Source organism: Clostridium sp. (genome assembly GCF_036642255.1).
Lineage (GTDB): Bacteria > Bacillota > Clostridia > Clostridiales > Clostridiaceae > Clostridium_J.
The window spans coordinates 155,223-179,298 of the sequence record NZ_JAVWDJ010000001.1 but is presented as its reverse complement, the minus strand read 5'-3'; the positions used below and the strand labels follow the sequence as shown (position 1 = coordinate 179,298).

Genomic DNA, 24,076 nt, shown 5'->3' with positions numbered 1-24,076 from the left:
TTTAATGGGAAGTTGAGTTAGTCATTATTCATTAAATCTATGGCTCCTAGAACAACATGAGCTAAGCCAAATCCTAGTAATGCAGTTTCGGCCATAGGAATCATATTTCTTTTATTCATCTTCATACCTTTCATGTCCTTTGCTCTTAAAGTAGCAGCGCCAGCTGTAACAACTGTTCCTAATACTGTTGGAATCACACCATCTTTAATTCTCATGATAATCACCTCTATAAATTTATTTTGTATATGTTGCAACCTATACAAAATTAGTATTCTCTTTATTTCAAAAATTATCTCAGATAATGATGCCTTTGGTTCCATTTTTCGGAATAAAAAGGGGGTAAAAATTCATTGTTTTTATTTTAAAAAGGATTAAAGAAGAAAATAAGTTACAAAATGTTGGATGTAGCTAGTGATTATAAAAAGCAGTTAAGTTAAGAATTTATTAAGCAGTGAGTAACATAAAGTAGTATAATGTATATATGATTAAGTTTTTATAAGATACTTATACTAGATATATACTTACACGTGATATTTGCATGATATAATATAAATTATTTTAAGGAATTTTAATTTGGAGGATTATATGGAAAATTATGATCTTATAATAATTGGAGGAGGTCCTAGCGGACTGATTTCTGCCATTGAAGCTAAGAAAAATGGTGTTGAAAAAGTTATAATTTTAGATAGAGAAAAAGAACTTGGTGGAGCTTTAAGTAATTGTATACATAGCGGGTTTAGCTTTGACAATTGTAAAGAAAATCTAACTGCTTCAGAGTATATACAACTCTTGGCAGATAAGGTTATGGAAATGGGTGTAATTGTAAAATTAAACTCCACTGTTTTGAATTTAAGTAGGGATAAAACCTTAATAGCAGTAAATAATTATGATGGAGTATTTGAAATTCATGGAAAAGTTATAATCCTAGCTACAGGGTGTAGGGAAAAACCAATAGGATATAAGAATATTTTAGGTCATAGAAGCGCTGGAATAATTACATCTATATCTGTACTAAAATACATAAACAAAAGAGGGATAATGCCAGGAAGAGAATACCTAATTTTAGGCTCTGGTGATACAGCAATTTTAACAGCTAGAACCTTAATTTTAGAAGGAGCAAAGGTGAAAAGCATTATTGAAAGCAGTTCGGAAATTCATGCATTACGTGAAGAATCAAAAAAATATTTAAGTGATTTCAATATTCCTATTCTATATAATCATAGAGTTATTGAAGTCTATGGAGAAGCAAGGGTAGAAGGCGTAAAGGTTGTAGAAGTAGATATATATAGAAACACAGTGCAAGGAACAGAAAGATATATAACTTGTGATACCTTAGTATTATCTATAAATCTTTATCCAGAAAACTTACTAGGTGTTAAGATTGGGATGGAAGTGGATGAAGAGAAAAGCGAATTAGTTGTTGATGAAAATATGGAAACTTCTATAAAAGGTTTTTTTGCATGTGGAACAGTTTTGAAAGGTTATGATGTAATAGAAAATGTAGCTATGCAAGGGAAAATAGCAGGGCAGGCTGCTGCAAGATTTATAGAGAATATTAACAATACAATAAAGGAAAATAACAAAAATCATGGAGATTAGGGATGAGATCCTCAGGTATTGCAATGACTTAGGAATTACTAATGTAGGATTTACTAAATGTAGAGTGTTCGATGAACTAACGCCATATTTAGTAAAAAGAAAAGAAGCAGGTTTAGAAAATGAATTTGAAGAAAAGGACGTAGAAAAAAGAATTAATCCGTTTTTTTTAATGAAGGAAGGTAAAACTATCATATCCATAGCATTCCCATATAAGTATGAGGGGAATGACAATAATAAATATAGTTTTTCAAAGTATACACTTGGCCTCGATTATCATCGGGTTGTTCGAAACTACCTAGATAGTATCTGTGTATTCATTGAGGGATTAGGCGGCAAAGCATTACCTTTTGTAGACAATAACCCATTACCAGAAAGGTATATAGCTTATTTAAGTGGGGTTGGATTCATAGGGAAAAATAATAATCTAATAACGAAAGATTACGGATCCTATGTGTTTTTAGCTGAAATAATAACAGATTTGGAAATACGAGAAGATAAGCCCATAGATAATACCTGTGGAGATTGTGAGTTATGCATGAAATCTTGCCCAACCCATGCTATAATAAAAAATAGAAATAGTAAGGATAGCAACTTATGCTTATCTTATATTACACAAAAAAAGCATATTGATGATATATGGTTAGATAAGTTAGGTGGAAGAATTTTTGGTTGTGATACTTGTCAAACCGTATGTCCTTACAATAAAAATGCTCTAAACTCGAATATCGAGGGATTTATTCCTAAAGAATATATGGAAGAGGTCAACTTAAAAGATTTAATTTTTTTAAGCAACAGTGATTTTAATGAAAAATTCAAAAAACACTCTTGTGGGTGGCGAGGTAAAAATATATTAAGTAGGAATGCACTTATAAATTATTATAATGAACATAAGGAAGATAAAGATAATATTGAAGAAAGTATAAATTCTCCTTATGTTAAAGAATATTATGATAAACTTTTTAAGAAAGAAAAAAGTTAATTTTTAGAAAGGGGATCTTTATGGATAAAGTACTATTACTAAAGTTAATGAGTAAATTACCAGATAATATCTCAAGCAAGTTAATACATAGTTATGTAAAAAAGAGCATAAAGAAGTATGCAAATATGAAAATTAATGGATGGAATCGTATAAAAGAATTAGAAGGTCCAATTATATTTATTTGTAATCATTTAAGTAATTCTGATGGAATAATATTAAATGAAGTTCTAAAAGAAAAGGATCCAGTTTTTATTGCTGGAGTTAAGTTAACCGCTAATGAATTTACTAAAAATGGATTTAAATTTATAAAAACAATTCAAATAAAGCCTAATAGTGCAGATAAAGAGGCCATTGGTAAAATTATAGAGGTTCTTAAAGCAGGAAAAAACATTATGATGTTTCCAGAGGGAACAAGAAGTAGAAATGGTGGCATGATTGAAGGTAAAAAAGGATTACTGCTTATCGCAAAAATGTCAAAGGCTACCATAGTTCCAATAGGAATGTGGGGTACCGAGAAGTTTATGCCAATTAATGATAATGACATGGCTGATGAAGAATTTCATCACGCAGACATAACTATAAATTTTGGTGAACCCATGGGAGTTCCTAAGAAGATAGAAAATGAGGATAAAACCGACTATAGTGATAGAGCTATGAGAGAAATTATGTGTAGTATAGCAAAAGTACTACCTGAAAAATACAGAGGAGTTTACTCGGAATACCTTAACTCAGAAGAAGTTGTAAAGGGATAAAAATTATAATTTAATATGAACATTTTGAGGAGCTTAAGATAACATACTTTCTTAGCTCCTTTTATCATTATTTTAATTTAAGTAAATTATTGGAGAAGTTATATTATATATGTTGAAGTTTCAAAGTAGTTCATTGCTTTATTAAAGTTATGCAAATAAATCACTTTAAAGCAAAGTATTTTGCATTAAAGTTAAATAGATTATTCAATAAATTAATATTTGTAAATTTTGCATTAATAATGCAATTAAAATATAGGGGATACTTTAAAATTATAATTAATATATGTATAATAAAATATTAGTAAAAAGGAAATAAATAAAATGGATGATATAAATTATTTAAATTAAAATATAAATAAACCATCGCAAGAGAATTTGCAAAATTTTTAAAAGTGAAAATAAATTTTGTTATTTAAAAGGAATTTTGCAAAATATGTAGAATATTTATTAATATGTAAAGAGTTTCATTAAAAGGTTTTTCTTAAATTTTAATGCAGTTAAAATATTTTGCATAAATTATTAATAATTTTGGAGGTAAAGCAATGGGAAGTAAATCATTAGAAAAATACCTTAAAGAAAATTTAGAGGATCTTAAAAGTAAAGGACTTTATAATGTAATCAATGTAATTACTGGTGCAAATGGCCCTAGAATTAATATTGGAGGAAAAAACCTTGTAAATCTTTCTTCTAATAACTATTTAGGTTTAGCTACTCACCCAAGAATGGTAGAAGCAGCTTTGAAAGCAACTGAAAAGTATGGAGTAGGAGCTGGTGCAGTTAGAACAATTAATGGAACTTTAGACATTCACATTGAGTTAGAAAAAAAATTAGCACAGTTCAAACACACAGAAGCTGCTGTGGCTTTCCAATCTGGATTTAACTGTAACATGGCTGCAATTTCAGCAGTTATGAGCAAAAAAGATGCAATCCTTTCAGATGCACTAAACCATGCTTCAATAATAGATGGTTGCAGATTATCTGGTGCAAAAATCATAAGATTCGAGCATTCAGATATGGAAGATTTAAGAGCAAAGGCTAAAGAAGCTAAAGATTCAGGATTATATGAAAAAGTTATGGTTATCACAGATGGTGTTTTCTCTATGGATGGAGATATTGCAAAACTACCTGAAATAGTTGAAATTGCTGAAGAATTTGATTTAATTACCTATGTTGATGACGCACATGGTTCAGGAGTTCTTGGAAAAGGCGCTGGAACGGTTCATCACTTTGGGTTATCACATAAAATAGATTTCCAAATAGGAACCCTTTCTAAAGCAATTGGTGTAGTTGGTGGATATGTGGCTGGTACACAAGATCTAATTGATTGGTTGATGGTTAGAGGTAGACCATTCTTATTCTCAACTTCTTTAACTCCAGGAGCTGCAGGTGCTTGTATAGAAGCTATCAACATTTTAACTGAAAGCACTGAGCTTCATGACAAACTTTGGGAAAATGGAAACTACTTAAAGAAAGGCTTAAAAGACTTAGGCTTTGATATAGGAGATAGTGAAACACCTATAACTCCATGTATCATAGGTGAGGCTGCAAAAGCTCAACAATTTAGCAAGAGATTATTCGAAGAGGGTGTTTATGCTAAGGCTATAGTATTCCCAACAGTTCCAATGGGAACTGCAAGAGTAAGAAACATGCCATCAGCAGCTCATACTAAAGAAATGTTAGATGAAGCTATCGCTATATACAAAAAAGTAGGCCAAGAAATGGGAATAATAAAATAATTTTAGACCCAGTTTTGAAAAGTGGATTTTATAATCAATAATTATAATATTAGTTTAAAAAAATTTAATAAAAATTAACTTATTAAAAATGAGCTTGTTCATTTTTAATAAGTTAATTACTAAATAGTTTTTAACGGAGGAGAATAATATGAAAAGAATATTAGTTACGGGTTGTCTTGGACAAATCGGTACAGAGTTAGTTACTAAGCTTAGAGAAGTTTATGGTGTAGATAATGTTGTGGCTTCTGATATTAGAAAGCCAGAAGGAAATCCAATTGTTGAAGGTGGAATATTTGAAATACTAGATGTAACGGATCCAAAGGCATTTTTAGAAGTTGCTAGAAAGCATAATGTAGATACAATAATGCATCTTGCAGCACTTCTATCAGCTGTGGCAGAAGCAAAGCCACAACTAGCTTGGGATATAAATATGGGTGGATTAGTTAACGCTTTAGAAGCAGCAAGAGAATTAAATTGTGCGTTCTTTACTCCAAGTTCTATTGGGGCATTTGGACCAGATACTCCAAAAAACAACACTCCACAAGATACTATTCAAAGACCAAAAACTATGTATGGAGTAACAAAGGTTTCAGGAGAATTATTATGTGATTACTACTACACTAAATTCGGTGTAGATACAAGAGGAGTAAGATTCCCAGGTCTCATTTCTTACGTAGCTCCTCCAGGAGGCGGAACTACTGACTATGCAGTAGATATTTACTACGAAGCTTTAAAAAATGGCAAATATACTTCTTACATAGATAAAGGAACATACATGGATATGATGTATATGCCAGATGCTATTCAAGCAATTATAGATTTAATGGAAGCTGATCCAGCTAAATTAAAACATAGAAATGCTTTCAATATAACAGCTATGAGCTTTGAACCAGAACAAATAGCTGCTGCAATCAGAAAGCACATTCCTGAGTTTGAAATTAGCTACAATCCAGATCCAGTAAGACAAGGAATTGCAAATACTTGGCCAGATTCAATAGACCCAACTGCTGCAAAAGAAGAATGGGGCTTTAAAGCTGAGTATGATTTAGATAAAATGACAGCTCATATGCTTGAAAAGTTAAAAGAAAAAGGAATATAATAAAGTAAAAACTTAGAAGTGTAACTTACAAAAGTTGCACTTCTTTTTTATTGTATAGCAATTTCAACTTTTTTACTTCAGGACAGCCATGCTAAGGCTTTGGAATAACTAGGTTTCAGATTAAATGTAAAGAATGCAGGTAATTGCATCACACTTTGAAAGGTAGAGGTTCAGTTTTTACATGTAATTGAAAAATAAAATAAAACCTACTCGAATAAAATAAAGTATTATTAATATACTTTATTATAAAATACTTAGTTTTAGGGGGAATGGGCTTTGGAATATTTATTAGGGTTTTTTATAGTAATTGTATGTTTTATCAGTATAATAAATTTTATTAAAACAAGACGAAGAAACATAGAAAATGATTATAAGGAACATTGTAATGTTCCTCCAACGGCTATGACGGTTAAATATATAAGGGGAATACCTGAAGTTGATGCTGAAATAGAAAAGAGATATTCACATATAATTAATAATGCATATACAAAGTTTGATGGAAATAGATATAAGAATTTTGTTGAAGATTTAGAAAAAAATGAGCCCTTATATTTTGAAGATACAGTAAGGAAAATAAAGAATAAAATTAATGATCCTAGATTTGCTAAAAACTTATGTAGTGTAGATAGTGATATCCTAATATATATGTTTGAAAAAGTAGGCATAATTGATTTTTATTTTTGGGTAAATGAGGATAAATTCTATCTAGTAGATAAACATCCTCAGGGGATAGGCACCTTTGAATTCAATCTAGACAAAGTGACGTGCTATTGCAGAAAAGAGGATATTGAGCAAGAAAGAGATGCAAGCAAAGAAATAAATATAGATGGATTTTCTGAATTTAGGATAGGTACAGTTTTAGGTGATGGTACAATTACTTTTAATAAAAGTATTTTTCCACAAAATATAAAAATTGATGAAAAAGTCACTGTAGTTGAATTTATTTTTGGAGAAAAGATTCACTGCGGATTTTTTGGAGCAGAATCCTATGAAGTTTTCAAAAATCAAATAATCGAAAAGGAACTAAAATATATATTGAATCATATTCAAACCAAACCTTTAGGAAGTGTTATAGTTGGCATGAAAGAACTAAAAATTGAGAGTGAAGAAATTATGGATAAAATAAATAAATTAATAGATCTTAAGGAATATGGATTATTTACTGAAGTAGAGTTTGAAGAAAAGAAAAAAATCCTTTTAGATAAAATAAAGCACTAGAAAGAAATAAGTAGAAGAAGTTCCAGAAGTATCGTTACTTAACAAGAAAAAATTGAACATTAAAAAGAAAATAAGACTGTTGTAAATAAGATTTACAACAGTCTTTTAATTTAGCTTTTTCTTGTTTGAATTTGGTTAGCTACATCATTAGCGGCTATCATTCCTGTTTGTAATGCACCTTGAATCCAAATGTGTTTTTGGGATATATGTTCTCCAGCAAAGAAAACTCTGTTATTCATTTCTGGTAGTGTAACTGCATAAGAGAATAAAAGTTTATCTTGAGGCTTGCCAAGACATCCACCAGTCCAAATATATGGGATATTTGTCCACATGATAGAAAAAGAAGAAATTAAGTTTTCATTTATAAACCCTTCAGGTAAATCATGAACTTGCTCCACTTGCCTAGTAACGTCTGATAAACGAAGAGTAGCAGGTTCACTACCAAGACGAGAAGCATTTTGGCCCCAGTTATAAGAGGCAAGTAGCACACCAGGTTCGTTTGCTGATGTTCCAGGTCTAAAAGTCCAACTATAGGGAACTCCACTGATTGGAGTAGCATGATCTGATGGGTAAACTGTTTCAATTATTGGAAGATCTGTTGCAGAGCTTCCACCAATAATCCTTGTTGCTTCATCTCCCATTTCCCAAAATCTATTTTTGAGGTAAATAAAAACTTTTTGAGCAGGCTCATAGTTAAGCTCAGTAATTGCTTGCATTTTTCTATAACCAAATAAGGGATTAATATCTACTCTTCTTAAACTTGAAAAAGGTATGGCACAAATCACGTAATCAAAGTCTTCAAAGGTAGCAGTATTATTTGTAGTGTTTACAACTTTTAATGTGACTTTATTTGGTCCATCAGTTTGATAAATACCATCAATAGCAGTACTAAAGCGTATATTACTTACTCCAAGATCACTTTTATTAATACCACTATATACATCTAGTAACTCACCATTAAGAGCACTCAAAAAAGAATTCACTAAGTTACTAACACCACCCTCTATGCCATAAAGTAAAGAGAAATCAGCTGTATAAGACTTCTCCATCATCTCTGCTAAGCTTAAATTAAAAAAATCAACAATGAAAGCTGAAAGATAGCTTAACATTGCAATAGCGCCCTGACTTAATCCAACACTTTCAAAACCAAGTTTATAATAGTATTTATCCATTCTTTTTATAATATCAGAATATACAGGCTTTGTTAAAACTAATTCTTGTCTTTCTTCTGGAGTTAAATCTAACATATATTTTGAAGTTAGTCTTCCAAGTAATTCGAACCAAGGAGTTCGCTTTTCCTCCTCTGTTAAAGGGAACTTTGGGTAGATGTTTTCCATAACGCTAATGCCAAGGGGATCATTTATGGCACGGCCATCTCTTACGTAAAACAATCCATTAACATTACTACTAGCATAGGGATAGGTATTAAGATTAAATAAGTTAATATAATGCCAAGAAGTTTCATGAGATACAGGAATCCTCATAGCACCAAGATCAGCATATTGGTTTTTATCCTCATCGAAAAAATAAGTAAGAATTCTTCCACCTAACCTGTTTGTTGCCTCAAATAAAGTGGTATCGCAGCCAATCTTCTTTAATTCAAAGGCTGCAGCGAGTCCAGCAGCGCCACCACCAATTACTGCAACCTTAACATCTTTGCCACATTGATTTGGACAAAGTGTTGTTATGTCAGGTGGCGGTTTTAGAGCTTCAATTATATACTCAAAATCCTCTGGGCGATTTTCGATAGCTAGCAAATATTTAAGTTGATTATATCTATCATCATTTGTCGGGTTATTCATTTGAAGTGGAATTTGTTGTCTCAAATTTGTCAAAACACACATATCCTTATTCATTGATATCTTATTTATTATATGTGAACATCATTAAATTTGTTATTGAATTTAGAAATGAAAGGAATAATTTCATGGCATTCAAAATAAATATAATTATACTAATTAGTTTAAAAAAAATTAATAACTAAGAGGTAATATTTTCAAAGTAGTTGAAGGAGGAAATCATGAAAAAAAGGATTGCGCTTTTACTTAGTTCACTGTTTTTAATGACTTCTATGTTTGCTGGTTGCGGAAAAAATACTGATAGCGGAAAAGACACTTCAGGAGCCAAAGATGATGTTATAAGAATAGGGGTATTTGAACCATTAACTGGGGCTAATGCGGGAGGAGGAGCCTTAGAGTTAGAAGGGATAAAACTTGCCAATAAGCTTTATCCAAAGGTTTTAGGAAAAAAAGTTGAATTAGTTGTAGTAGACAACAAATCAGACAAGGTTGAAGCAGCTAATGCCGCAGCAAAATTAGTTGATAAAGAAAAAGTTACAGCTATTGTTGGTAGCTGGGGAAGTTCTTTATCAATGGCAGCTGGAGATATTGTTAAAAAGGCACAAATACCTACAGTGGGAACATCCTGTACAAATCCTCTAGTAACTCAAGGAAATGAATATTACTTTAGAGTATGTTTCATAGATCCATATCAAGGAACAGTAATGGCAAATTATGCTTATACAAAATTAAATGCTAAAAAAGTTGCAATAGTTCAAGAGGTAGGAAACGATTATGCTATTGGACTTGCTAAGTATTTCACAGATTCCTTCAGGGGTTTAACCAAGGATGATAAATCAATAATTGAAGTTGCGAACTACAATACTGGAGATCAAGATTTTACAGCTCAACTAACTAATATTAAAGCTAAAAATCCAGATGTTATTTTCGCACCAGGAAACTTTACTGAATCAGCTTTAGTAATCAAACAAGCAAGACAACTTGGAATAACATGCCCAATTATTGGAGGAGACACATGGGAAACTCCACAATTTATAGAGATTGGTGCTAAGGCAGTAGAAGGAGCAGTATTCTCTACTTTCTTTGCAACAGAGAAGCCAATAACTAAAGAATCAGAGAAATTCCTAGCTGAATATAAGAAAGAATACAACAAAGAACCAGCAGCAGTTACAGCTCTTGGTTATGATGCTTATTTAATACTTATAAAAGCTTTAGAAGCAAATGGCAATACAGATTCAGTTAAGTTAAGAGATACTTTAGCTAATTTAAAGGATTTCCAAGGCGCAGCTGGAGTTGTTAACTTTGATGAAAATAGAAATGCTATTAAAAATGCAGTTATTAAAGAAGTTAAAGACGGTAAATTTACATTCCTAGATATAGTTGATAGCGCAAAATAGAAAATATACTAGAAGAACAAGTAGTACTTGTTCTTCTTTATTAAGGTATCAATAATCAACAAATTAATATGCCGTTAAACTTATAAGGATGGTGAAAAAATGAATTTAGAAATGAGTTTAGATATGTTTATGCAACACTTATTAAATGGCATATCTTTAGGTAGTCTTTATGCATTGATTGCTATAGGATATACCATGGTCTATGGAATATTGAGGCTGATAAACTTTGCTCATGGAGATATCTTTATGGTTGCTACTTATTTTGCCTTTTATGGAGTCTCTCTTTTCTCTATGCCTTGGTATCTAGCCTTTTTTGCAGCAATTATAATGACGGGACTTTTAGGAATGCTTATAGAGGTTGCTGCTTATAGACCTATAAGAAATGCGCCAAAGATTTCAATTTTAATATCCGCTATTGGTGTATCATTCTTGCTTGAGAATTTAGGGACAGTGATTTTTGGTGGAGTTCCGAAGGCTTTTCCACAGGTAGATTTATTCACTGAAGTTATACAAATAGGAGAGGTATCATTTCAAAGATTAACCTTCATAATTCCTGTGGTAACTCTCATACTATTATTCGCTTTATTATATTTAGTTAATAGGACTAAAAGCGGTATGGCAATGAGAGCGGTTTCTAAGGATCATGAAACTGCATCTTTAATGGGAATAAACATAAACAGAATAATTTCATTAACTTTTGCACTAGGCTCTGTTCTTGCAGCAGTTGGAGGAATAATGTGGGGATTGAAGTTTCCTCAGATAGCACCTCTTATGGGTATAATGCCAGGGTTAAAGTGTTTTATTGCAGCGGTTATTGGAGGAATAGGAGATATTAAGGGTGCAGTTCTTGGAGGTTTTATTCTAGGGGTTGGTGAGATTATGATTGTAGCTTTTTTACCTAGTCTTTCAGGGTACAGAGATGCTTTTGCATTCATATTACTAATATTAATCCTACTATTCAAGCCTACAGGAATAATGGGCGAAAAAATAGCAGAGAAGGTGTAATACATGAAAAAAAGAAATGGTATTTTATTATGGATGAGTAAAAGAAATAATAAGTTGACTGCAATATCTTTTGTTTTGTTAGCAATACTAATTTTTTTCTTAGATGGAAACTTAGATAGTTATAAAACTAGAATATTGAACTTATGTGCAATTTATGTGGTTCTTTCTTTGAGTATGAACTTAATAAATGGGTTTACGGGGTTGTTTTCACTTGGACATGCTGGGTTTATAGCAATTGGGGCATATATTACCGCAATATTAACTATGCCAGTAGCTGTAAAAACACAAAACTTTTTTTTAGCTCCAATGATGAAGCCTCTTGACTCAATTGTTATGCCCTTCATAGTGGCTTTAATTATCGGTGGGGCTATTACAGGATTGTTTGCTTACTTGATAGGTGCACCAGCACTAAGATTGAAAGGTGATTATTTAGCAATAGCAACTTTAGGGTTTGCAGAAATTATAAGAGTGGTAATAACAAACACTCAAACCATTACCAATGGAGCCTTAGGGTTAAAAGGAATACCTCCTATTATTAATCTCTGGTGGACCTTTGGAATAGCCATTGCAACTATAATAATCATTTTATCTCTAATAAATAGCAGTTATGGAAGAGCTCTAAAAGCTATAAGAGAAGATGAAATAGCTGCAGAAAGTATGGGAATTAATTTATTTAAGCATAAGGTGTTAGCTTTTGTTATCGGTGCTTTCTTTGCTGCTATTGGGGGAGGTCTCCTTGCAAACTTAATGGGAACTATTGATCCATTAATGTTTAGATTCACATTAACATTTAATATCTTGCTTATCATCGTTCTTGGTGGTATGGGAAGTGTTACAGGTACCATTATTTCTGCTTTTGTTATTACCATTGCAGGAGAAGTTTTAAGATTTTTAGATGAGAGCATTAACTTAGGATTTATGGAAATTAAGGGAATACCGGGACTTAGAATGGTTGTGTTTTCAGCATTATTAATGTTAGCTGTATTATTCTTTAGAAATGGAGTTATGGGTACAAGAGAATTTAGTTGGGACAAACTTATAACTTTTCTTAAAAACCTTAAAGAATTTAATTTCTTTAGGAGAAAAAGAGTAGCTAAAGGAGGAAAATAATTATGGAATTATTGAGAGCAGATAATGCCACGATGCAATTTGGAGGTCTTACTGCAGTTAATGAGTTTAATCTTAATATACAAGAAGGTGAAATAGTAGCTCTTATAGGGCCAAATGGAGCAGGGAAAACTACAGCCTTTAATATGATAACAGGAGTGTACACCCCTACAAAAGGAAAAATCATATATGGTGGAAAAGACATTACAGGAAATCGTCCAGATTTGATAACAAAAAAGGGTATAGCTAGAACTTTCCAAAATATAAGATTATTTAAAGATTTATCAGTACTGGACAATGTACTTATCGCAAATCACTTACATTTAAAGTCTGGATTAATTAGCGCAATTTTAAAATTGCCAAGTTATAGAAGGGAAGAAAGAGCAATAAGAGAGAAATCTTTAGCGCTTATAGAAAGAGTTGGACTTACAGATGTTATGAACGAAAAAGCCTCCTCACTTCCTTATGGGAAACAAAGAAGACTTGAAATTGCAAGAGCAATAGCTACCAATCCAAAGTTGTTATTACTTGATGAGCCTGCTGCGGGGATGAATCCGAAGGAAACTGAGGAACTAACAGAGTTCATCAAGGAAATAAGGGGCGAGTATGATCTTACTATATTTATGATAGAACATCACATGCAGGTGGTTATGGGAATATCAGATAGAATTTATGTTTTGGATTATGGAATTACTATTGCTGAAGGTACTCCTCATGAAATTCAAAATAACCAAAGGGTTATAGAAGCATATTTGGGGGTGAAGGAAGATGCTTAAAATAACGGATTTAGTTGTATCCTATGGTGGAATAGAAGCTTTAAAAGGAGTGGACATTGAAGTTAAGAAGGGCGAAATAGTAACTCTTGTTGGAGCTAATGGTGCAGGGAAAAGTACTTTGCTCAGATCTATAGTGGGACTAGTTAAGCCTAAAAGTGGAAATATAGCCTATGAAGAAAAGATAATACTTGGAGAAAAGTCACAAAATATTGTTACGAAGGGAATAACCTTAGTTCCAGAAGGAAGAAGAGTTTTTTCTAACTTAACAGTATTAGAAAATATAAAACTAGGAGCGTATTTTAGGAAAGATACAAAGGGAATAGAAAAAGATATAGAATGGGTTTACAGTCTTTTCCCAAGACTTAGGGAGAGAAGTTGGCAGCAAGCAGGAACATTATCAGGAGGAGAGCAACAAATGCTAGCGGTAGGGAGAGCGCTAATGTCTAAACCAAAACTTTTAATGATGGATGAGCCTTCCCTAGGATTAGCACCACTGATAGTAAAAGATATATTCAATATAATCAAGGAGATTCGAGATAAAGGAGTTACTATTTTATTAATAGAACAAAATGCAAATGTAGCTCTAAAAATAGCAGATAGAGGATATGTATTAGAAACAGGAAACATCACTATTGAAGGTAGTGGTAAGGAATTATTAGAAAATGAAGATATTAAAAAGGCATATTTAGGAGAAAGTGTTTCCAAATAAGAAAACTCCCAACTTATGAAGTTGGGAGTTTTTATTAAATATCTTGGGCTTTAATAAACTTAGCAATATTAGACACACCTTCTTCAAGTTTCGTGTCAACTATGCTAGCTTCTTTTATATGATGTTTTATTTGATTGTTTGTATCTTTTAAGATTCCATCTATTTCACTTATCTTATTTAAAATATTTTCTATATGAGATTTTTGATTAGAAATTACTTGAATTACACCAGTAACTTCACTTTCAACCTTTCCAAAGGAATCTAATGTGCTATCAATTTTTTCAAGAGCACTTTTAGAAGTGGTTACCCCTTGAGAAATAACTTGAGTGTTTTTATTAGCACTATTTAACGCCGTTTTGGCTTCAGCTTGAATTTTATTAGTAAGATTTGTAATATCCCCTGTACTTTGAGAGGTCATCTCAGCTAGCTTTCGTACTTCTTCGGCAACCACTGCAAAACCACGTCCGCCTTCTCCAGCACGAGCGGCTTCAATGGCAGCATTTAAAGCTAACATATTAGTTTGAGAAGCTATTCCATCAATTATTTGTGCTACTTGAGAAATTTGTTGAATCATTCCCCAAAGATTATTTATGCTAGTATATGTATTTTTCGCCTCACCCTCTAAGGAGATGATAATGTTTACGATATCTTCAATTGTCTTTTTACCGTCTTTAGACTTGTCCACATTTTCTTGGGTCATTTTTATAAGATTTTTGCTTTGAGTATGTAATGATTCTGTAGAAGAGTCAGTGTCTACAGCTAAATCAGAAATGATGTTCATTTGATTTACTATTTTCGTGGCTAGATTTGATAAAACATCATGTTCACTATTAACCACATTATGTTGTGTAATTATTTTTTCAATGTCTTTATTTATATTTTTAAGAAATTCAATGGTGGCATTGTTTTGGCTAGTATTACTATTGCTATTGCCATGCTTAAATTCATCTGTAGTTGAGGCTGTTTCTATAGTTTGTTTTTTACCAAATAACTTCATGATATATACTCCTTAATATTAAAGTTTAATTGTATAATTTGCATATCTTAAAAAATAAGTATGTAATATGTTAGTGAAGCTAGAACTGTATTATACATCAGTGCCGCTACATTAACAGAATTTATAAATACGTAGTTATTAGAAATATTTTTTCGTGTTCTCCAAAATAATTAGAATATCTGTTATTTACTAATATATTTCATGTGTATTATATAAGAAATTTCAGTACAAATATTTTGAATACTTAATATATCGTAGAACTTGTCTATCTCTTTAAGAAAAGTAGCTTTTTTAAAATAAATAAATTTTGTATTGATGTTATTACAAAAATGAAGCTTAACCAGCTACATGGATAATTATAACATAATGCTATATAAGGGATGTGACTCAAGTCATATTTATAAGATATTAAATAGAAAATTTATTAATTTCATCTCACAAGAATATAAAAAATAATATAGAGCTATACATAATTAATTTTGATTTTTCATATATAGAGATGAATTCATAATTTAATTTTAGTTAAATAAGTTATAATAGTTCTAATGAAATAGTTTTACATTGTCATTAGTTTTAATGCAAGCTAGTATAAATCATAAATTCAAATGTTATGCTAAAAGGTCATAGTAAATAATACATTAGTTATTATTAATAATATTTTAAAATAATTAGTTGCTACTTTTGCTATAATAACAATGAAGGACTAATTTTCTCAAATATGGTGAACGTCATTGAAATGAGGTGTTTTTCATGAACAAAGAAAAAAGAAAAGAAATATTGAATATATTAGAAGAGACCTATAAGGGAGCAAAGTGTGGATTAGATTTTAATAGTCCCTTTGAATTATTAATATCTACAATTCTTTCAGCTCAATGTACTGATGAAAGAGTAAACTTGGTTACTAAGGAGCTTTATAAGGAATATAATACACCAGAAGCTATTGTAACTTTAACAGAGGAAGAGCTAGGAGAAAAAATAAGAAGCTGTGGTTTTTATAAAAATAAAAGTAAGAATATATTAGGAGCTTGCAGAGGAATTTTAGAAAAGCATAATGGAGAAGTTCCAAAGACCATGGAGGAGCTAATAGAACTTCCTGGGGTAGGAAGGAAAACTGCAAATGTGGTGCTTTCTAATGCTTTTGGAGTTCCAGCTATTGCAGTGGATACTCATGTGTTTAGACTTTCCAATAGAATAGGCTTGGCAAAGGGGAAAAATGTAGAAGAAGTAGAAGAAAAGCTTATGAAAAATATTCCTAAAAATATGTGGAGTGATGCTCATCACTATATTATTTGGCATGGCAGAAAAATATGTAATGCAAGAAAGCCTAAGTGTGAAATTTGTCCAATAGCTCCACATTGTGAATACTTTAATGGCAAGCAGTAATAAGATGAACTATAATATAAGGGTGATCTTAGAAGCTGTGTTTTGAAAGTTTGAAACTATCATATAAGATTTAATATAAAATTAATATATTTATAATACAATAAAATTAAGTGAATTAATAATACTATAGCTCTTAAAAGAAAGATTTGATTAGGAGGAAAAATTATGTCATATGGTGATGAATCATTAAAAATGCACAAAGAAAAAAAAGGTAAACTTGAGGTGATTGGAAAGGTTAAGGTTGAGACCAGAGAAGATCTTTCCATAGCATATACACCAGGTGTGGCGCAGCCTTGCATAGAAATCGCAAAAGATAAGGACAAGGTTTATGATTATACAATTAAGGGTAATACTGTAGCAATAGTATCAAATGGAACAGCGGTGTTAGGACTTGGTAATATTGGCGCAGAAGCAGGGATTCCAGTAATGGAAGGTAAAGCTTTATTATTTAAGGAATTTGGAGGGGTGGACGCCTTTCCGATTTGCTTAGATACAGAAGATCCAGAAGAAATTATTAAAACAGTGAAGTTAATTGCTCCAGTATTCGGAGGCATTAATCTCGAAGATATAAAAGCTCCGGAGTGCTTCTATATAGAAGCTAGATTAAAAGAAGAACTTAATATCCCTGTATTCCATGATGATCAACATGGCACTGCAGTGGTGGTTCTAGCAGGACTTTATAATGCACTAAGGCTTGTAAATAAAAAATTAGAAGATGCGAAGATAATTATAAATGGTGCAGGTTCAGCAGGAATTGCAGTTTGCAAATTACTCCTAAATGCAGGGGCTAGAAACATAATAATGTGTGATAGAAAGGGAGCAATTTATAGAGGTGAAGAAAGTTTAAATCCTGCTCAACAAGAGATAGCCTTAGAGACAAATAAAGAAATGAAAAAGGGCGTATTAGCAGAGGTTATAAAAGGAATAGATGTATTTATTGGGGTATCTGCTCCAGGGGTGTTAACATCTGAGGATGTTAGAAACATGAATAAAGATGCTATAATATTTGCTATGGCAAATCCAACACCAGAGATAATGCCAGAAGAGGCTAAAAAAGGTGGAGCAAGAGTTATTGCTACTGGTAGATCAGATTTTGCCAACCAAATAAACAATGTATTAGTGTTTCCAGGAATATTTAAAGGCGCCTTAGCGGTAAGATCAAAAGAAATAAATGAAGAGATGAAACTGGCAGCGGCAAAGGCAATTGCAAATCTAATTGCAGTTGAAGAGTTGAATGAAGAATATATAATTCCAAATGTATTTGATTCAAGAGTTGCAGATGAGGTTGCCAAAGAAGTAATGAGAATAGCAAGAGAAATGGGAGCTGCAAGAGTTTAACCAGGACTTCCCAAGAAAAATGTCCTAGGCTCTTTAAATGAGAGTTCTAGGGAAAATATTAAATTTTCATGGGATATAAATCACCTTATGTTGTTGTTAAAAAAGTAGTTGTTCCTTATTTATAGAGAACTAAAGTGAAGGCTTAACTTAAAGGTAGGTCTACACTGGCTACTTTAAGTGTTTTAGGGATGAATATATTTAAATTTTATTATGAAACTTTATAACATGTAAAAGAATAAATAAATTCCGTTAAAATATATTATAAATTTTAACGGAATTTTTATTATTTGTATTAATTTATAAAATCATTAATTTTCTTTGAAGTTAAGTTGAAAGTTACTTCAAGGATTTAGTTAATGATTTAAAATATTATATCTAAAAGGTCTTTTTCTACTAATTCATTATATTTTCCAGCTCTATAGTCACTTATTAAAGCTTTCTTTTCATCATTATTTAATCCAATCATTTTTTCTCTTAATTCCTTAGGGGTTTCTACGTAAGCTCCCTTAGGATTCATATTTTCATCAAAGGTTATTACTGTTGGAATTCTTGATTCCCCAACAGCTTCCTCAAGAAATGCTTCAAAACCAGTTCTAGGCATTAAGTGAATTTTAAGGTTTTCATTTTCCTCAGACATTCTTTGAATAAAGGGTATTGTAACAATGCAATCTGGACAAAAACCTTCTGTAAATACTGCAGCATGAATTGTTTTGGTTAATTTATTGATTTTTTCCTTGGCATTTTGAGAAAGGGTAGTATTTTCATAGGCCTTATCTTGAACATCCCCATATTTTTCATGTTGTTTTTGTAAGTAATCATTAAAGTTTAAACCTTTTGTTAAATCTATCATTGCTAATCCTCCAATCTAAGCTATATTTTTAATGAACTATTAGATAAATTTTCACATTTAAAGTAAATGCTAGTGATAAGTAAATTATACCAGTTTAATGGTGTTTTGGAAGAGGAATTCAAGCAACCTTACTAAAAAAAGCATTTTTTCATACTGCATATTGATATAGAAGTAAAATTAATATGTTGATAGGTTTGATAAAGTTAATTAATTTACTACTTAGCACTCTTTAAAATATTATTTTAGATTAGTTTGTCTTGGATATTTGTAATATATTTTTAAGTTTTATAAGACAATAATAATAGAAAAGTTTAAATTTTATTTTAATTATAAAAATGAAATTGAGAATGTTTACAAAAGGTAGTATAATATTATTTAATAATCCAAATGTGGATTATTATGACCAATTACTGAAAAGGATTTTGTTCTTACTAGGGTAAAGGAACTTTGAATACGTTTAGCTTATAGAAGATGCGAGGCGAAATCTTGAAAAGTATGGTTAAAACAAAAGATTTTTTAGAAAAGGTAGGGATAATAATGTCTAAAGTTGTTGAAAGATTTTTAAGCTATGTAGCATACGACACTAAATCTGATGGAAATACTGGTGTTACTCCAAGTACTCCAGGACAAATGGTTCTTGCTAAGAAGTTAGTAGAAGAATTAAAAGAAATTGGAATGAGCGACGTTACTGTAGACGAAAAAGGATATGTAATGGCTACATTACCAGCAAACACTGATAAAAAAGTACCAACAATAGGATTCATAGCTCACATGGATACTGCACCAGATTACTCAGGAGCTAATGTAAATCCTCAGTTCGTTGAAAACTATGATGGTGGAGATATAAAATTAAACCCAACTACAATACTTTCACCAAAGGATTTCCCAGAATTAAATGATTACATAGGTAAAACTTTAATTACTACTGATGGAAATAGTCTTTTAGGAGCAGATGATAAGGCTGGAATAGCTGAAATTATCACTGCCATGGAATATTTAATAAATAATCCAGAAGTAAAACATGGAACTATTAAAGTTGGATTCACTCCAGATGAAGAAATAGGCGCTGGTGCTGATCACTTTGATGTAGAAAAATTCAATGCGGATTTTGCTTACACATTAGATGGTGGTGGAATTGGTGAAATAGAATATGAAAACTTTAATGCTGCTGGAGCTAAGATAATAATAAATGGAAGAAACGTTCATCCTGGATCAGCAAAAAACAAGATGATAAATTCTCAATTTATTGGGATGGAACTAAATAGCATGTTACCAGCTAATGAGAGACCTGAGCATACTGAAGGCTATGAAGGCTTCTATATGTTAAATGGTTTTTCAGGTTCAGTAGAAAAAACAGAAATGTCTTATATCATAAGAGACTTCTTTAAAGATAGCTTTGAAGCTAAAAAAGTTAACATTGTTAAAATTGCTGAAGAGTTAAACAAGAAGTATGGTGAGGGAACTGTAGATATTACAGTAAAAGACTCTTACTATAACATGAAGGAAAAAGTAGAGCCTGTAATGCACGTTGTAGATACTGCTGTAGAAGCAATGAAAGCATTAAACATAGTGCCTAAGGTAGTTCCAATTAGAGGTGGTACTGATGGTGCTAGATTATCTTACATGGGCCTACCAACACCAAACTTATTTGCTGGTGGACATAACTTCCACGGTAAGTTTGAGTTCGTTCCAACAGAATCTATAGAAAAAGCAGTTGAATTAATTGTTAAGATAATAGAGCTTTACACTGAAAAATAAAATTACTATCTATAAAAATAAATGCAAAGTTGTTAACTAACAATTTTGCATTTATTTTTATACGAAATATATAATGAGAGAAAATGAAGCTATATACATATTTAAAAAATTATATATAAACTTCTTGATATTATCGTTAGAAATAAAAACAACTAAGTATTATAGCTTAATTTTTATAAAATATACATAATTCTCCTTAAAATAATGCAACCTATAGTTATAAAGATTTTAAGGAGGTAAATTATGGCTAATAAAGAATCAAATCCAATATATCCACCAAATAAACATAACTATTTCGGCGACTTTAGAGTTGCTCATCCTGGAGTTGAATCAGCTTGGGGTAAGGTTGATGAAGCAAAAAAAGAGGCTCAAATGGTAAATCAAACAACCAATAATGCTCCATATCATTCTCATAGCAATTTTGAAAATAAAGTTGATATTTTTGAAAATGAGTTTGCAGAGGAAATAACCTTTGATAATCTTAGAGATGACTACGAAAACGTGGAGCTTAGAGATGAAATGTCCTTTGGATACGATAAAGATAATTATGACTATTATGGTAGCACCCAGTACAATAGGGATTTTCTATCAATGAATACTGCTGACAAATCTTTTGGACAGGAAGAATTTGCATCTGAGGTTGGTGTAGATTTGACAGTTCGTAGTGAAGATGAGGGAGCTGAAGAAGGAACTCTTCCTTTTACTCATGCTAGTATAATAAAATATAAAACAATATAGATTTTAAAAGTGCTGGTAAGTTATCTTATCAGCATTTTTTACGAGTCTAAATAAGAGTGATATATAAGATAAAAATATACACTATAGAACAAAAGGTTCTATAGTGTATGGATAGAGTTATAACACCGTCAATAAATAACGTATTTACATATTTATAAGTACTAAAGCGAAAAGAGTCATAATTACAGCAAAAGTATCTTTCTTCGAAAGCTTTTCTTTGAAAATTATAAATCCACCTAAATTTATAATGAGTATACTTCCAGCACTATATATTGGAAAAGCTACTGAAGTGGTTATATAATTTAAGGCCATAATTAAAAAATAAGATGAAAATAAGTTGGGGATACCTACCAGTATGCCTAGTAATATATCCTTATTAGTAACAGGTTTCTTTTCTTTAATAGTAAAGAATATACTAATAAGAAAGGCTATAAAAAATACAAAAAATAAAAATAGATTTTTGTATTCTATTATAGAATATTTTTGAAATATTTTATTTGAGAATTCAGCCATACCACCAAAGATAAATAATAATATTAAGGTCCAATTTAAGGATTTAGAAGTTAAATCTTTAATGGAGAAGTTAACTATAATGATAGAAAGTAAGGACAGAACGATACCAGTCCATTGCAATAATGTGGGAATTTCATTCCATAAAATTATTGAGAATATCATTGGAATAAGTATCCCAAGTTTTCCAAAAGTTCCAGAAAGACCAACACCATTGTCCTTTACGCTCTTTTGATAGTAAACAAAAGAAAGAAAAAAGAACACTCCAGCAAAACAGCCAATTAATATTGCCCAAATAAAGCTACTTTCTGCAGAAAATAAAGTTGAATCTGAAAAAATTACTGAAGAAGTTTCAGATAAAAATTTACTTATTGATAGGGAAAAAGAGAGATCCAATGAATTATCATATAAAAACATTATAATACTAACTAAGAATGCAATTAAGTAATTTGCAGAGGTTACGGCATACCTGTTCATTCTATTTCCTTCGGTATACTTAAATATAAGTGCAATAGAGGAACTGCAAATTATAGCTAAAATTAGAAAAAACACTTTGTTCATCTCCTTTGAATTTTAAATAGAACTAATATTAACCTTATATTAAATAAATGTTGTAGAATATCAAGATTACATAATAAGTTTTTAAAAAATAAGTTAATATCATTAAATTAGTTATATAAGAAATTTTATTTCTATATAGAATACTTTGCAGATAAGTGTTCTAAATATAAATTTAGTTTAGGATAAATAAGTTTAAGGGGTGAAATACTGGAGAATTCATTTTTAGAAATTTTTTAGAGACATAGAATAAAATATGTATATTATAATTATGACATAAGTATATTAGTATCTGTGACATATTTTAAAGTTTTTTCACAAAGTCGCCACTGAATTGACACATAAATGGTGATAATATAAGTATAGGGAAAATTAATTAAGGGAGGGTCTTACAATGGATAACTTTGAAAAAGAAAATGAGAAATTTAATACTATGCCAGAAGGACAAAATATGAATTATAATAACAATAATTATGATAATTCATCTTATAATAGTTTTAATAATACAGAAAATTATAATAAACCTTATGTATATCCTGATAAGCAAATAAAAAGACAAAAGGGAACAGGGAGATTTGGGTCAGTGATAGCTGTGGCACTTATATGTTCACTACTAGGAGGAGCAGTAGGAGGAGCTGTAACCTATACCACTATGAAAAGGACAGGGACTCCAGTTAAGCAGAACCAGAATGTGGTTGGAAATACTTCAATAACACCAACTGCCACAGGAACAATAAATATACCAGAAATAGCCACTAAGGTTTCACCAGCAGTAGTTGGAGTTTCAACAAAATCTGTTTCTTCAAATATATTCGGATTTAATATGGGTGAACAAGAAGGTATTGGTTCAGGATTTATCTTCTCAGAAGATGGATATGTTCTAACAAACTTTCATGTTATTTCTAGTGCCAGTCAAGTAAAAGTAATATTTAATAATGGTAAAGAAGTTAATGCGAAAATTGTTAACTATAATCAAGAAGCGGATTTAGCTGTACTGAAGATTACAGATGATGTAGAGCTTCCAGGGGTAGTAACACTAGGAGATTCTGAAAGTTTACAAGTGGGAGAGCAAGTTGTTGCTATCGGGAATCCATTAGGGAAAGAGTATTTAGGTTCTGTGACCACTGGTATTGTTAGTGCTGTAAGTAGAGACGTTGAAATAGATGGAAAAAAAATGAACTTAATTCAAACAGATACAGCAATAAATCCAGGTAATAGTGGAGGACCTTTAATAAATTCTAAAGGTGAAGTTGTAGGTATTAATACTGCAAAACTTAGTGGAGAAGGAATTGAGGGAATCGGGTTTTCTATACCAATAAATGATGTAACTGCAAAGCTAGAAAACTTAGTAAAGCAAAAAATTAGACTAGGAATAACTGTACAAAATGTAACGAAAGACTTAGCAGAAAGATACAGTATCCCTGTAGGAATATATATTACTAATGTAGATAATTTTAGTATCGCTCAAAAAGGAGGCCTTCAGCCAGGAGATGTAATAGTAAAGTTTGATGGCAAAAAGGTTGAAACGGTAGAAGAGCTTAATAAGATTAAAGATACGCACAAAGATGGAGACACTATTGCAGCAGAATTTGTACGAAATGGTCAAAACATGACTGCTAATTTAAAGATAGAATAGTTAAAAAATCATAAGAAGGCTTTTATAAAAGATAAATAAAATAATGAATAGCTATTAAATGTTTATAAAGAATTGAATATTATAGTAAAAAAAAGTTCATTCTTTAATATATAAAAAAATCAGAGAGAATCC

General features: G+C 31.1%; 21 protein-coding genes. 16 read left to right on the top strand and 5 right to left on the bottom strand.

Annotation, left to right across the window (positions count from 1 at the left end):
* Positions 1-17: 17 nt before the first annotated feature.
* On the bottom strand, positions 18-215 hold the full coding sequence (locus RR409_RS00745; RefSeq protein ID WP_332555795.1) for an asparagine synthase: 198 nt from the start codon (positions 213-215) through the stop codon (positions 18-20).
* Between the two features lie 370 nt (positions 216-585).
* Between RR409_RS00745 and RR409_RS00740 the strand changes: the two genes are divergently transcribed.
* From RR409_RS00740 to RR409_RS00715, 6 genes are all read left to right on the top strand, one after another.
* Complete coding sequence (locus RR409_RS00740; RefSeq protein ID WP_332555794.1) at positions 586-1,599, top strand: NAD(P)/FAD-dependent oxidoreductase; 1,014 nt, start codon at positions 586-588, stop codon at positions 1,597-1,599.
* Positions 1,589-2,578: a tRNA epoxyqueuosine(34) reductase QueG gene (gene queG / locus RR409_RS00735; protein ID WP_332555793.1), complete on the top strand. Its 990-nt coding sequence runs from the start codon at positions 1,589-1,591 to the stop codon at positions 2,576-2,578. The genes RR409_RS00740 and queG overlap by 11 nt, the downstream gene beginning before the upstream one ends.
* Positions 2,579-2,598: 20 nt before the next feature.
* Complete coding sequence (locus tag RR409_RS00730) at positions 2,599-3,330, top strand: lysophospholipid acyltransferase family protein (RefSeq protein WP_332555792.1); 732 nt, start codon at positions 2,599-2,601, stop codon at positions 3,328-3,330.
* A 542-nt stretch (positions 3,331-3,872) separates the two neighbouring features.
* A complete protein-coding gene (locus RR409_RS00725; protein ID WP_332555791.1) occupies positions 3,873-5,066 on the top strand; it encodes a glycine C-acetyltransferase in 1,194 nt (397 codons plus the stop codon).
* A gap of 148 nt (positions 5,067-5,214) precedes the next feature.
* The gene (locus RR409_RS00720) at positions 5,215-6,165 is read left to right on the top strand and encodes an L-threonine 3-dehydrogenase (RefSeq protein WP_332555790.1); all 951 of its coding nucleotides are present in this window, start codon (positions 5,215-5,217) and stop codon (positions 6,163-6,165) included.
* Between the two features lie 276 nt (positions 6,166-6,441).
* Complete coding sequence (locus RR409_RS00715; protein WP_332555789.1) at positions 6,442-7,383, top strand: hypothetical protein; 942 nt, start codon at positions 6,442-6,444, stop codon at positions 7,381-7,383.
* A gap of 110 nt (positions 7,384-7,493) precedes the next feature.
* On the opposite strand, the gene RR409_RS00710 is transcribed toward RR409_RS00715, so the two are convergent.
* Positions 7,494-9,227: an NAD(P)/FAD-dependent oxidoreductase gene (locus RR409_RS00710; protein ID WP_332555830.1), complete on the bottom strand. Its 1,734-nt coding sequence runs from the start codon at positions 9,225-9,227 to the stop codon at positions 7,494-7,496.
* Positions 9,228-9,403: 176 nt separating this feature from the next.
* Between RR409_RS00710 and RR409_RS00705 the strand changes: the two genes are divergently transcribed.
* The 5 genes from RR409_RS00705 to RR409_RS00685 all read left to right on the top strand — a co-directional run bounded on the left by RR409_RS00705 (position 9,404) and on the right by RR409_RS00685 (position 14,176).
* The gene (locus RR409_RS00705; RefSeq protein ID WP_332555788.1) at positions 9,404-10,579 is read left to right on the top strand and encodes an ABC transporter substrate-binding protein; all 1,176 of its coding nucleotides are present in this window, start codon (positions 9,404-9,406) and stop codon (positions 10,577-10,579) included.
* Positions 10,580-10,678: 99 nt separating this feature from the next.
* Positions 10,679-11,584: a branched-chain amino acid ABC transporter permease gene (locus RR409_RS00700; protein WP_332555787.1), complete on the top strand. Its 906-nt coding sequence runs from the start codon at positions 10,679-10,681 to the stop codon at positions 11,582-11,584.
* Positions 11,585-11,617: 33 nt separating this feature from the next.
* On the top strand, positions 11,618-12,694 hold the full coding sequence (locus RR409_RS00695) for a branched-chain amino acid ABC transporter permease (RefSeq protein ID WP_332555829.1): 1,077 nt from the start codon (positions 11,618-11,620) through the stop codon (positions 12,692-12,694).
* A gap of 2 nt (positions 12,695-12,696) precedes the next feature.
* A complete protein-coding gene (locus tag RR409_RS00690; RefSeq protein ID WP_332555786.1) occupies positions 12,697-13,467 on the top strand; it encodes an ABC transporter ATP-binding protein in 771 nt (256 codons plus the stop codon).
* The gene (locus RR409_RS00685; protein WP_332555785.1) at positions 13,460-14,176 is read left to right on the top strand and encodes an ABC transporter ATP-binding protein; all 717 of its coding nucleotides are present in this window, start codon (positions 13,460-13,462) and stop codon (positions 14,174-14,176) included. Before RR409_RS00690 ends, RR409_RS00685 begins: the two co-directional genes overlap by 8 nt.
* A 34-nt stretch (positions 14,177-14,210) precedes the next feature.
* On the opposite strand, the gene RR409_RS00680 is transcribed toward RR409_RS00685, so the two are convergent.
* Complete coding sequence (locus tag RR409_RS00680) at positions 14,211-15,173, bottom strand: methyl-accepting chemotaxis protein (RefSeq protein WP_332555784.1); 963 nt, start codon at positions 15,171-15,173, stop codon at positions 14,211-14,213.
* A gap of 750 nt (positions 15,174-15,923) precedes the next feature.
* Here RR409_RS00680 and nth point away from each other — a divergent pair.
* Together nth and RR409_RS00670 are read left to right on the top strand one after the other, a co-directional pair.
* On the top strand, positions 15,924-16,556 hold the full coding sequence (gene nth / locus RR409_RS00675; RefSeq protein WP_332555783.1) for an endonuclease III: 633 nt from the start codon (positions 15,924-15,926) through the stop codon (positions 16,554-16,556).
* A 165-nt stretch (positions 16,557-16,721) separates the two neighbouring features.
* On the top strand, positions 16,722-17,894 hold the full coding sequence (locus RR409_RS00670; protein WP_332555782.1) for a malic enzyme-like NAD(P)-binding protein: 1,173 nt from the start codon (positions 16,722-16,724) through the stop codon (positions 17,892-17,894).
* A gap of 361 nt (positions 17,895-18,255) precedes the next feature.
* On the opposite strand, the gene RR409_RS00665 is transcribed toward RR409_RS00670, so the two are convergent.
* A complete protein-coding gene (locus RR409_RS00665) occupies positions 18,256-18,744 on the bottom strand; it encodes a thioredoxin family protein (RefSeq protein WP_332555781.1) in 489 nt (162 codons plus the stop codon).
* Between the two features lie 537 nt (positions 18,745-19,281).
* Here RR409_RS00665 and pepT point away from each other — a divergent pair.
* A complete protein-coding gene (gene pepT, locus RR409_RS00660) occupies positions 19,282-20,502 on the top strand; it encodes a peptidase T (RefSeq protein WP_332555828.1) in 1,221 nt (406 codons plus the stop codon).
* Between the two features lie 243 nt (positions 20,503-20,745).
* Positions 20,746-21,240 carry a hypothetical protein gene (locus RR409_RS00655; RefSeq protein ID WP_332555780.1) on the top strand — a complete coding sequence of 165 codons (495 nt, stop codon included), beginning with the start codon at positions 20,746-20,748 and terminating at the stop codon, positions 21,238-21,240.
* 144 nt (positions 21,241-21,384) lie between these two features.
* Here RR409_RS00655 and RR409_RS00650 read toward each other — a convergent pair whose 3' ends face one another.
* A complete protein-coding gene (locus tag RR409_RS00650; protein WP_332555779.1) occupies positions 21,385-22,311 on the bottom strand; it encodes an SMR family transporter in 927 nt (308 codons plus the stop codon).
* Between the two features lie 391 nt (positions 22,312-22,702).
* Between RR409_RS00650 and RR409_RS00645 the strand changes: the two genes are divergently transcribed.
* The gene (locus RR409_RS00645) at positions 22,703-23,944 is read left to right on the top strand and encodes a trypsin-like peptidase domain-containing protein (protein ID WP_332555778.1); all 1,242 of its coding nucleotides are present in this window, start codon (positions 22,703-22,705) and stop codon (positions 23,942-23,944) included.
* Positions 23,945-24,076 lie beyond the last annotated feature (132 nt).

Bases quoted from the DNA above. Each gene is read 5' to 3' on its own strand.
- RR409_RS00720 (WP_332555790.1), top strand. From the start codon at position 5,215: ATGAAAAGAATATTAGTTACGGGTTGTCTTGGACAAATCGGTACAGAG.
- RR409_RS00665 (WP_332555781.1), bottom strand. From the start codon at position 18,744: ATGATAGATTTAACAAAAGGTTTAAACTTTAATGATTACTTACAAAAA.
- RR409_RS00695 (WP_332555829.1), top strand. From the start codon at position 11,618: ATGAGTAAAAGAAATAATAAGTTGACTGCAATATCTTTTGTTTTGTTA.
- RR409_RS00680 (WP_332555784.1), bottom strand. From the start codon at position 15,173: ATGAAGTTATTTGGTAAAAAACAAACTATAGAAACAGCCTCAACTACA.
- RR409_RS00730 (WP_332555792.1), top strand. From the start codon at position 2,599: ATGGATAAAGTACTATTACTAAAGTTAATGAGTAAATTACCAGATAAT.
- RR409_RS00650 (WP_332555779.1), bottom strand. From the start codon at position 22,311: ATGAACAAAGTGTTTTTTCTAATTTTAGCTATAATTTGCAGTTCCTCT.
- RR409_RS00740 (WP_332555794.1), top strand. From the start codon at position 586: ATGGAAAATTATGATCTTATAATAATTGGAGGAGGTCCTAGCGGACTG.
- pepT (WP_332555828.1), top strand. From the start codon at position 19,282: ATGTCTAAAGTTGTTGAAAGATTTTTAAGCTATGTAGCATACGACACT.
- RR409_RS00645 (WP_332555778.1), top strand. From the start codon at position 22,703: ATGGATAACTTTGAAAAAGAAAATGAGAAATTTAATACTATGCCAGAA.
- RR409_RS00685 (WP_332555785.1), top strand. From the start codon at position 13,460: ATGCTTAAAATAACGGATTTAGTTGTATCCTATGGTGGAATAGAAGCT.
- RR409_RS00705 (WP_332555788.1), top strand. From the start codon at position 9,404: ATGAAAAAAAGGATTGCGCTTTTACTTAGTTCACTGTTTTTAATGACT.
- RR409_RS00655 (WP_332555780.1), top strand. From the start codon at position 20,746: ATGGCTAATAAAGAATCAAATCCAATATATCCACCAAATAAACATAAC.
- RR409_RS00725 (WP_332555791.1), top strand. From the start codon at position 3,873: ATGGGAAGTAAATCATTAGAAAAATACCTTAAAGAAAATTTAGAGGAT.
- RR409_RS00690 (WP_332555786.1), top strand. From the start codon at position 12,697: ATGGAATTATTGAGAGCAGATAATGCCACGATGCAATTTGGAGGTCTT.
- nth (WP_332555783.1), top strand. From the start codon at position 15,924: ATGAACAAAGAAAAAAGAAAAGAAATATTGAATATATTAGAAGAGACC.
- RR409_RS00745 (WP_332555795.1), bottom strand. From the start codon at position 215: ATGAGAATTAAAGATGGTGTGATTCCAACAGTATTAGGAACAGTTGTT.
- RR409_RS00670 (WP_332555782.1), top strand. From the start codon at position 16,722: ATGTCATATGGTGATGAATCATTAAAAATGCACAAAGAAAAAAAAGGT.
- RR409_RS00710 (WP_332555830.1), bottom strand. From the start codon at position 9,227: ATGTGTGTTTTGACAAATTTGAGACAACAAATTCCACTTCAAATGAAT.
- queG (WP_332555793.1), top strand. From the start codon at position 1,589: ATGGAGATTAGGGATGAGATCCTCAGGTATTGCAATGACTTAGGAATT.
- RR409_RS00700 (WP_332555787.1), top strand. From the start codon at position 10,679: ATGAATTTAGAAATGAGTTTAGATATGTTTATGCAACACTTATTAAAT.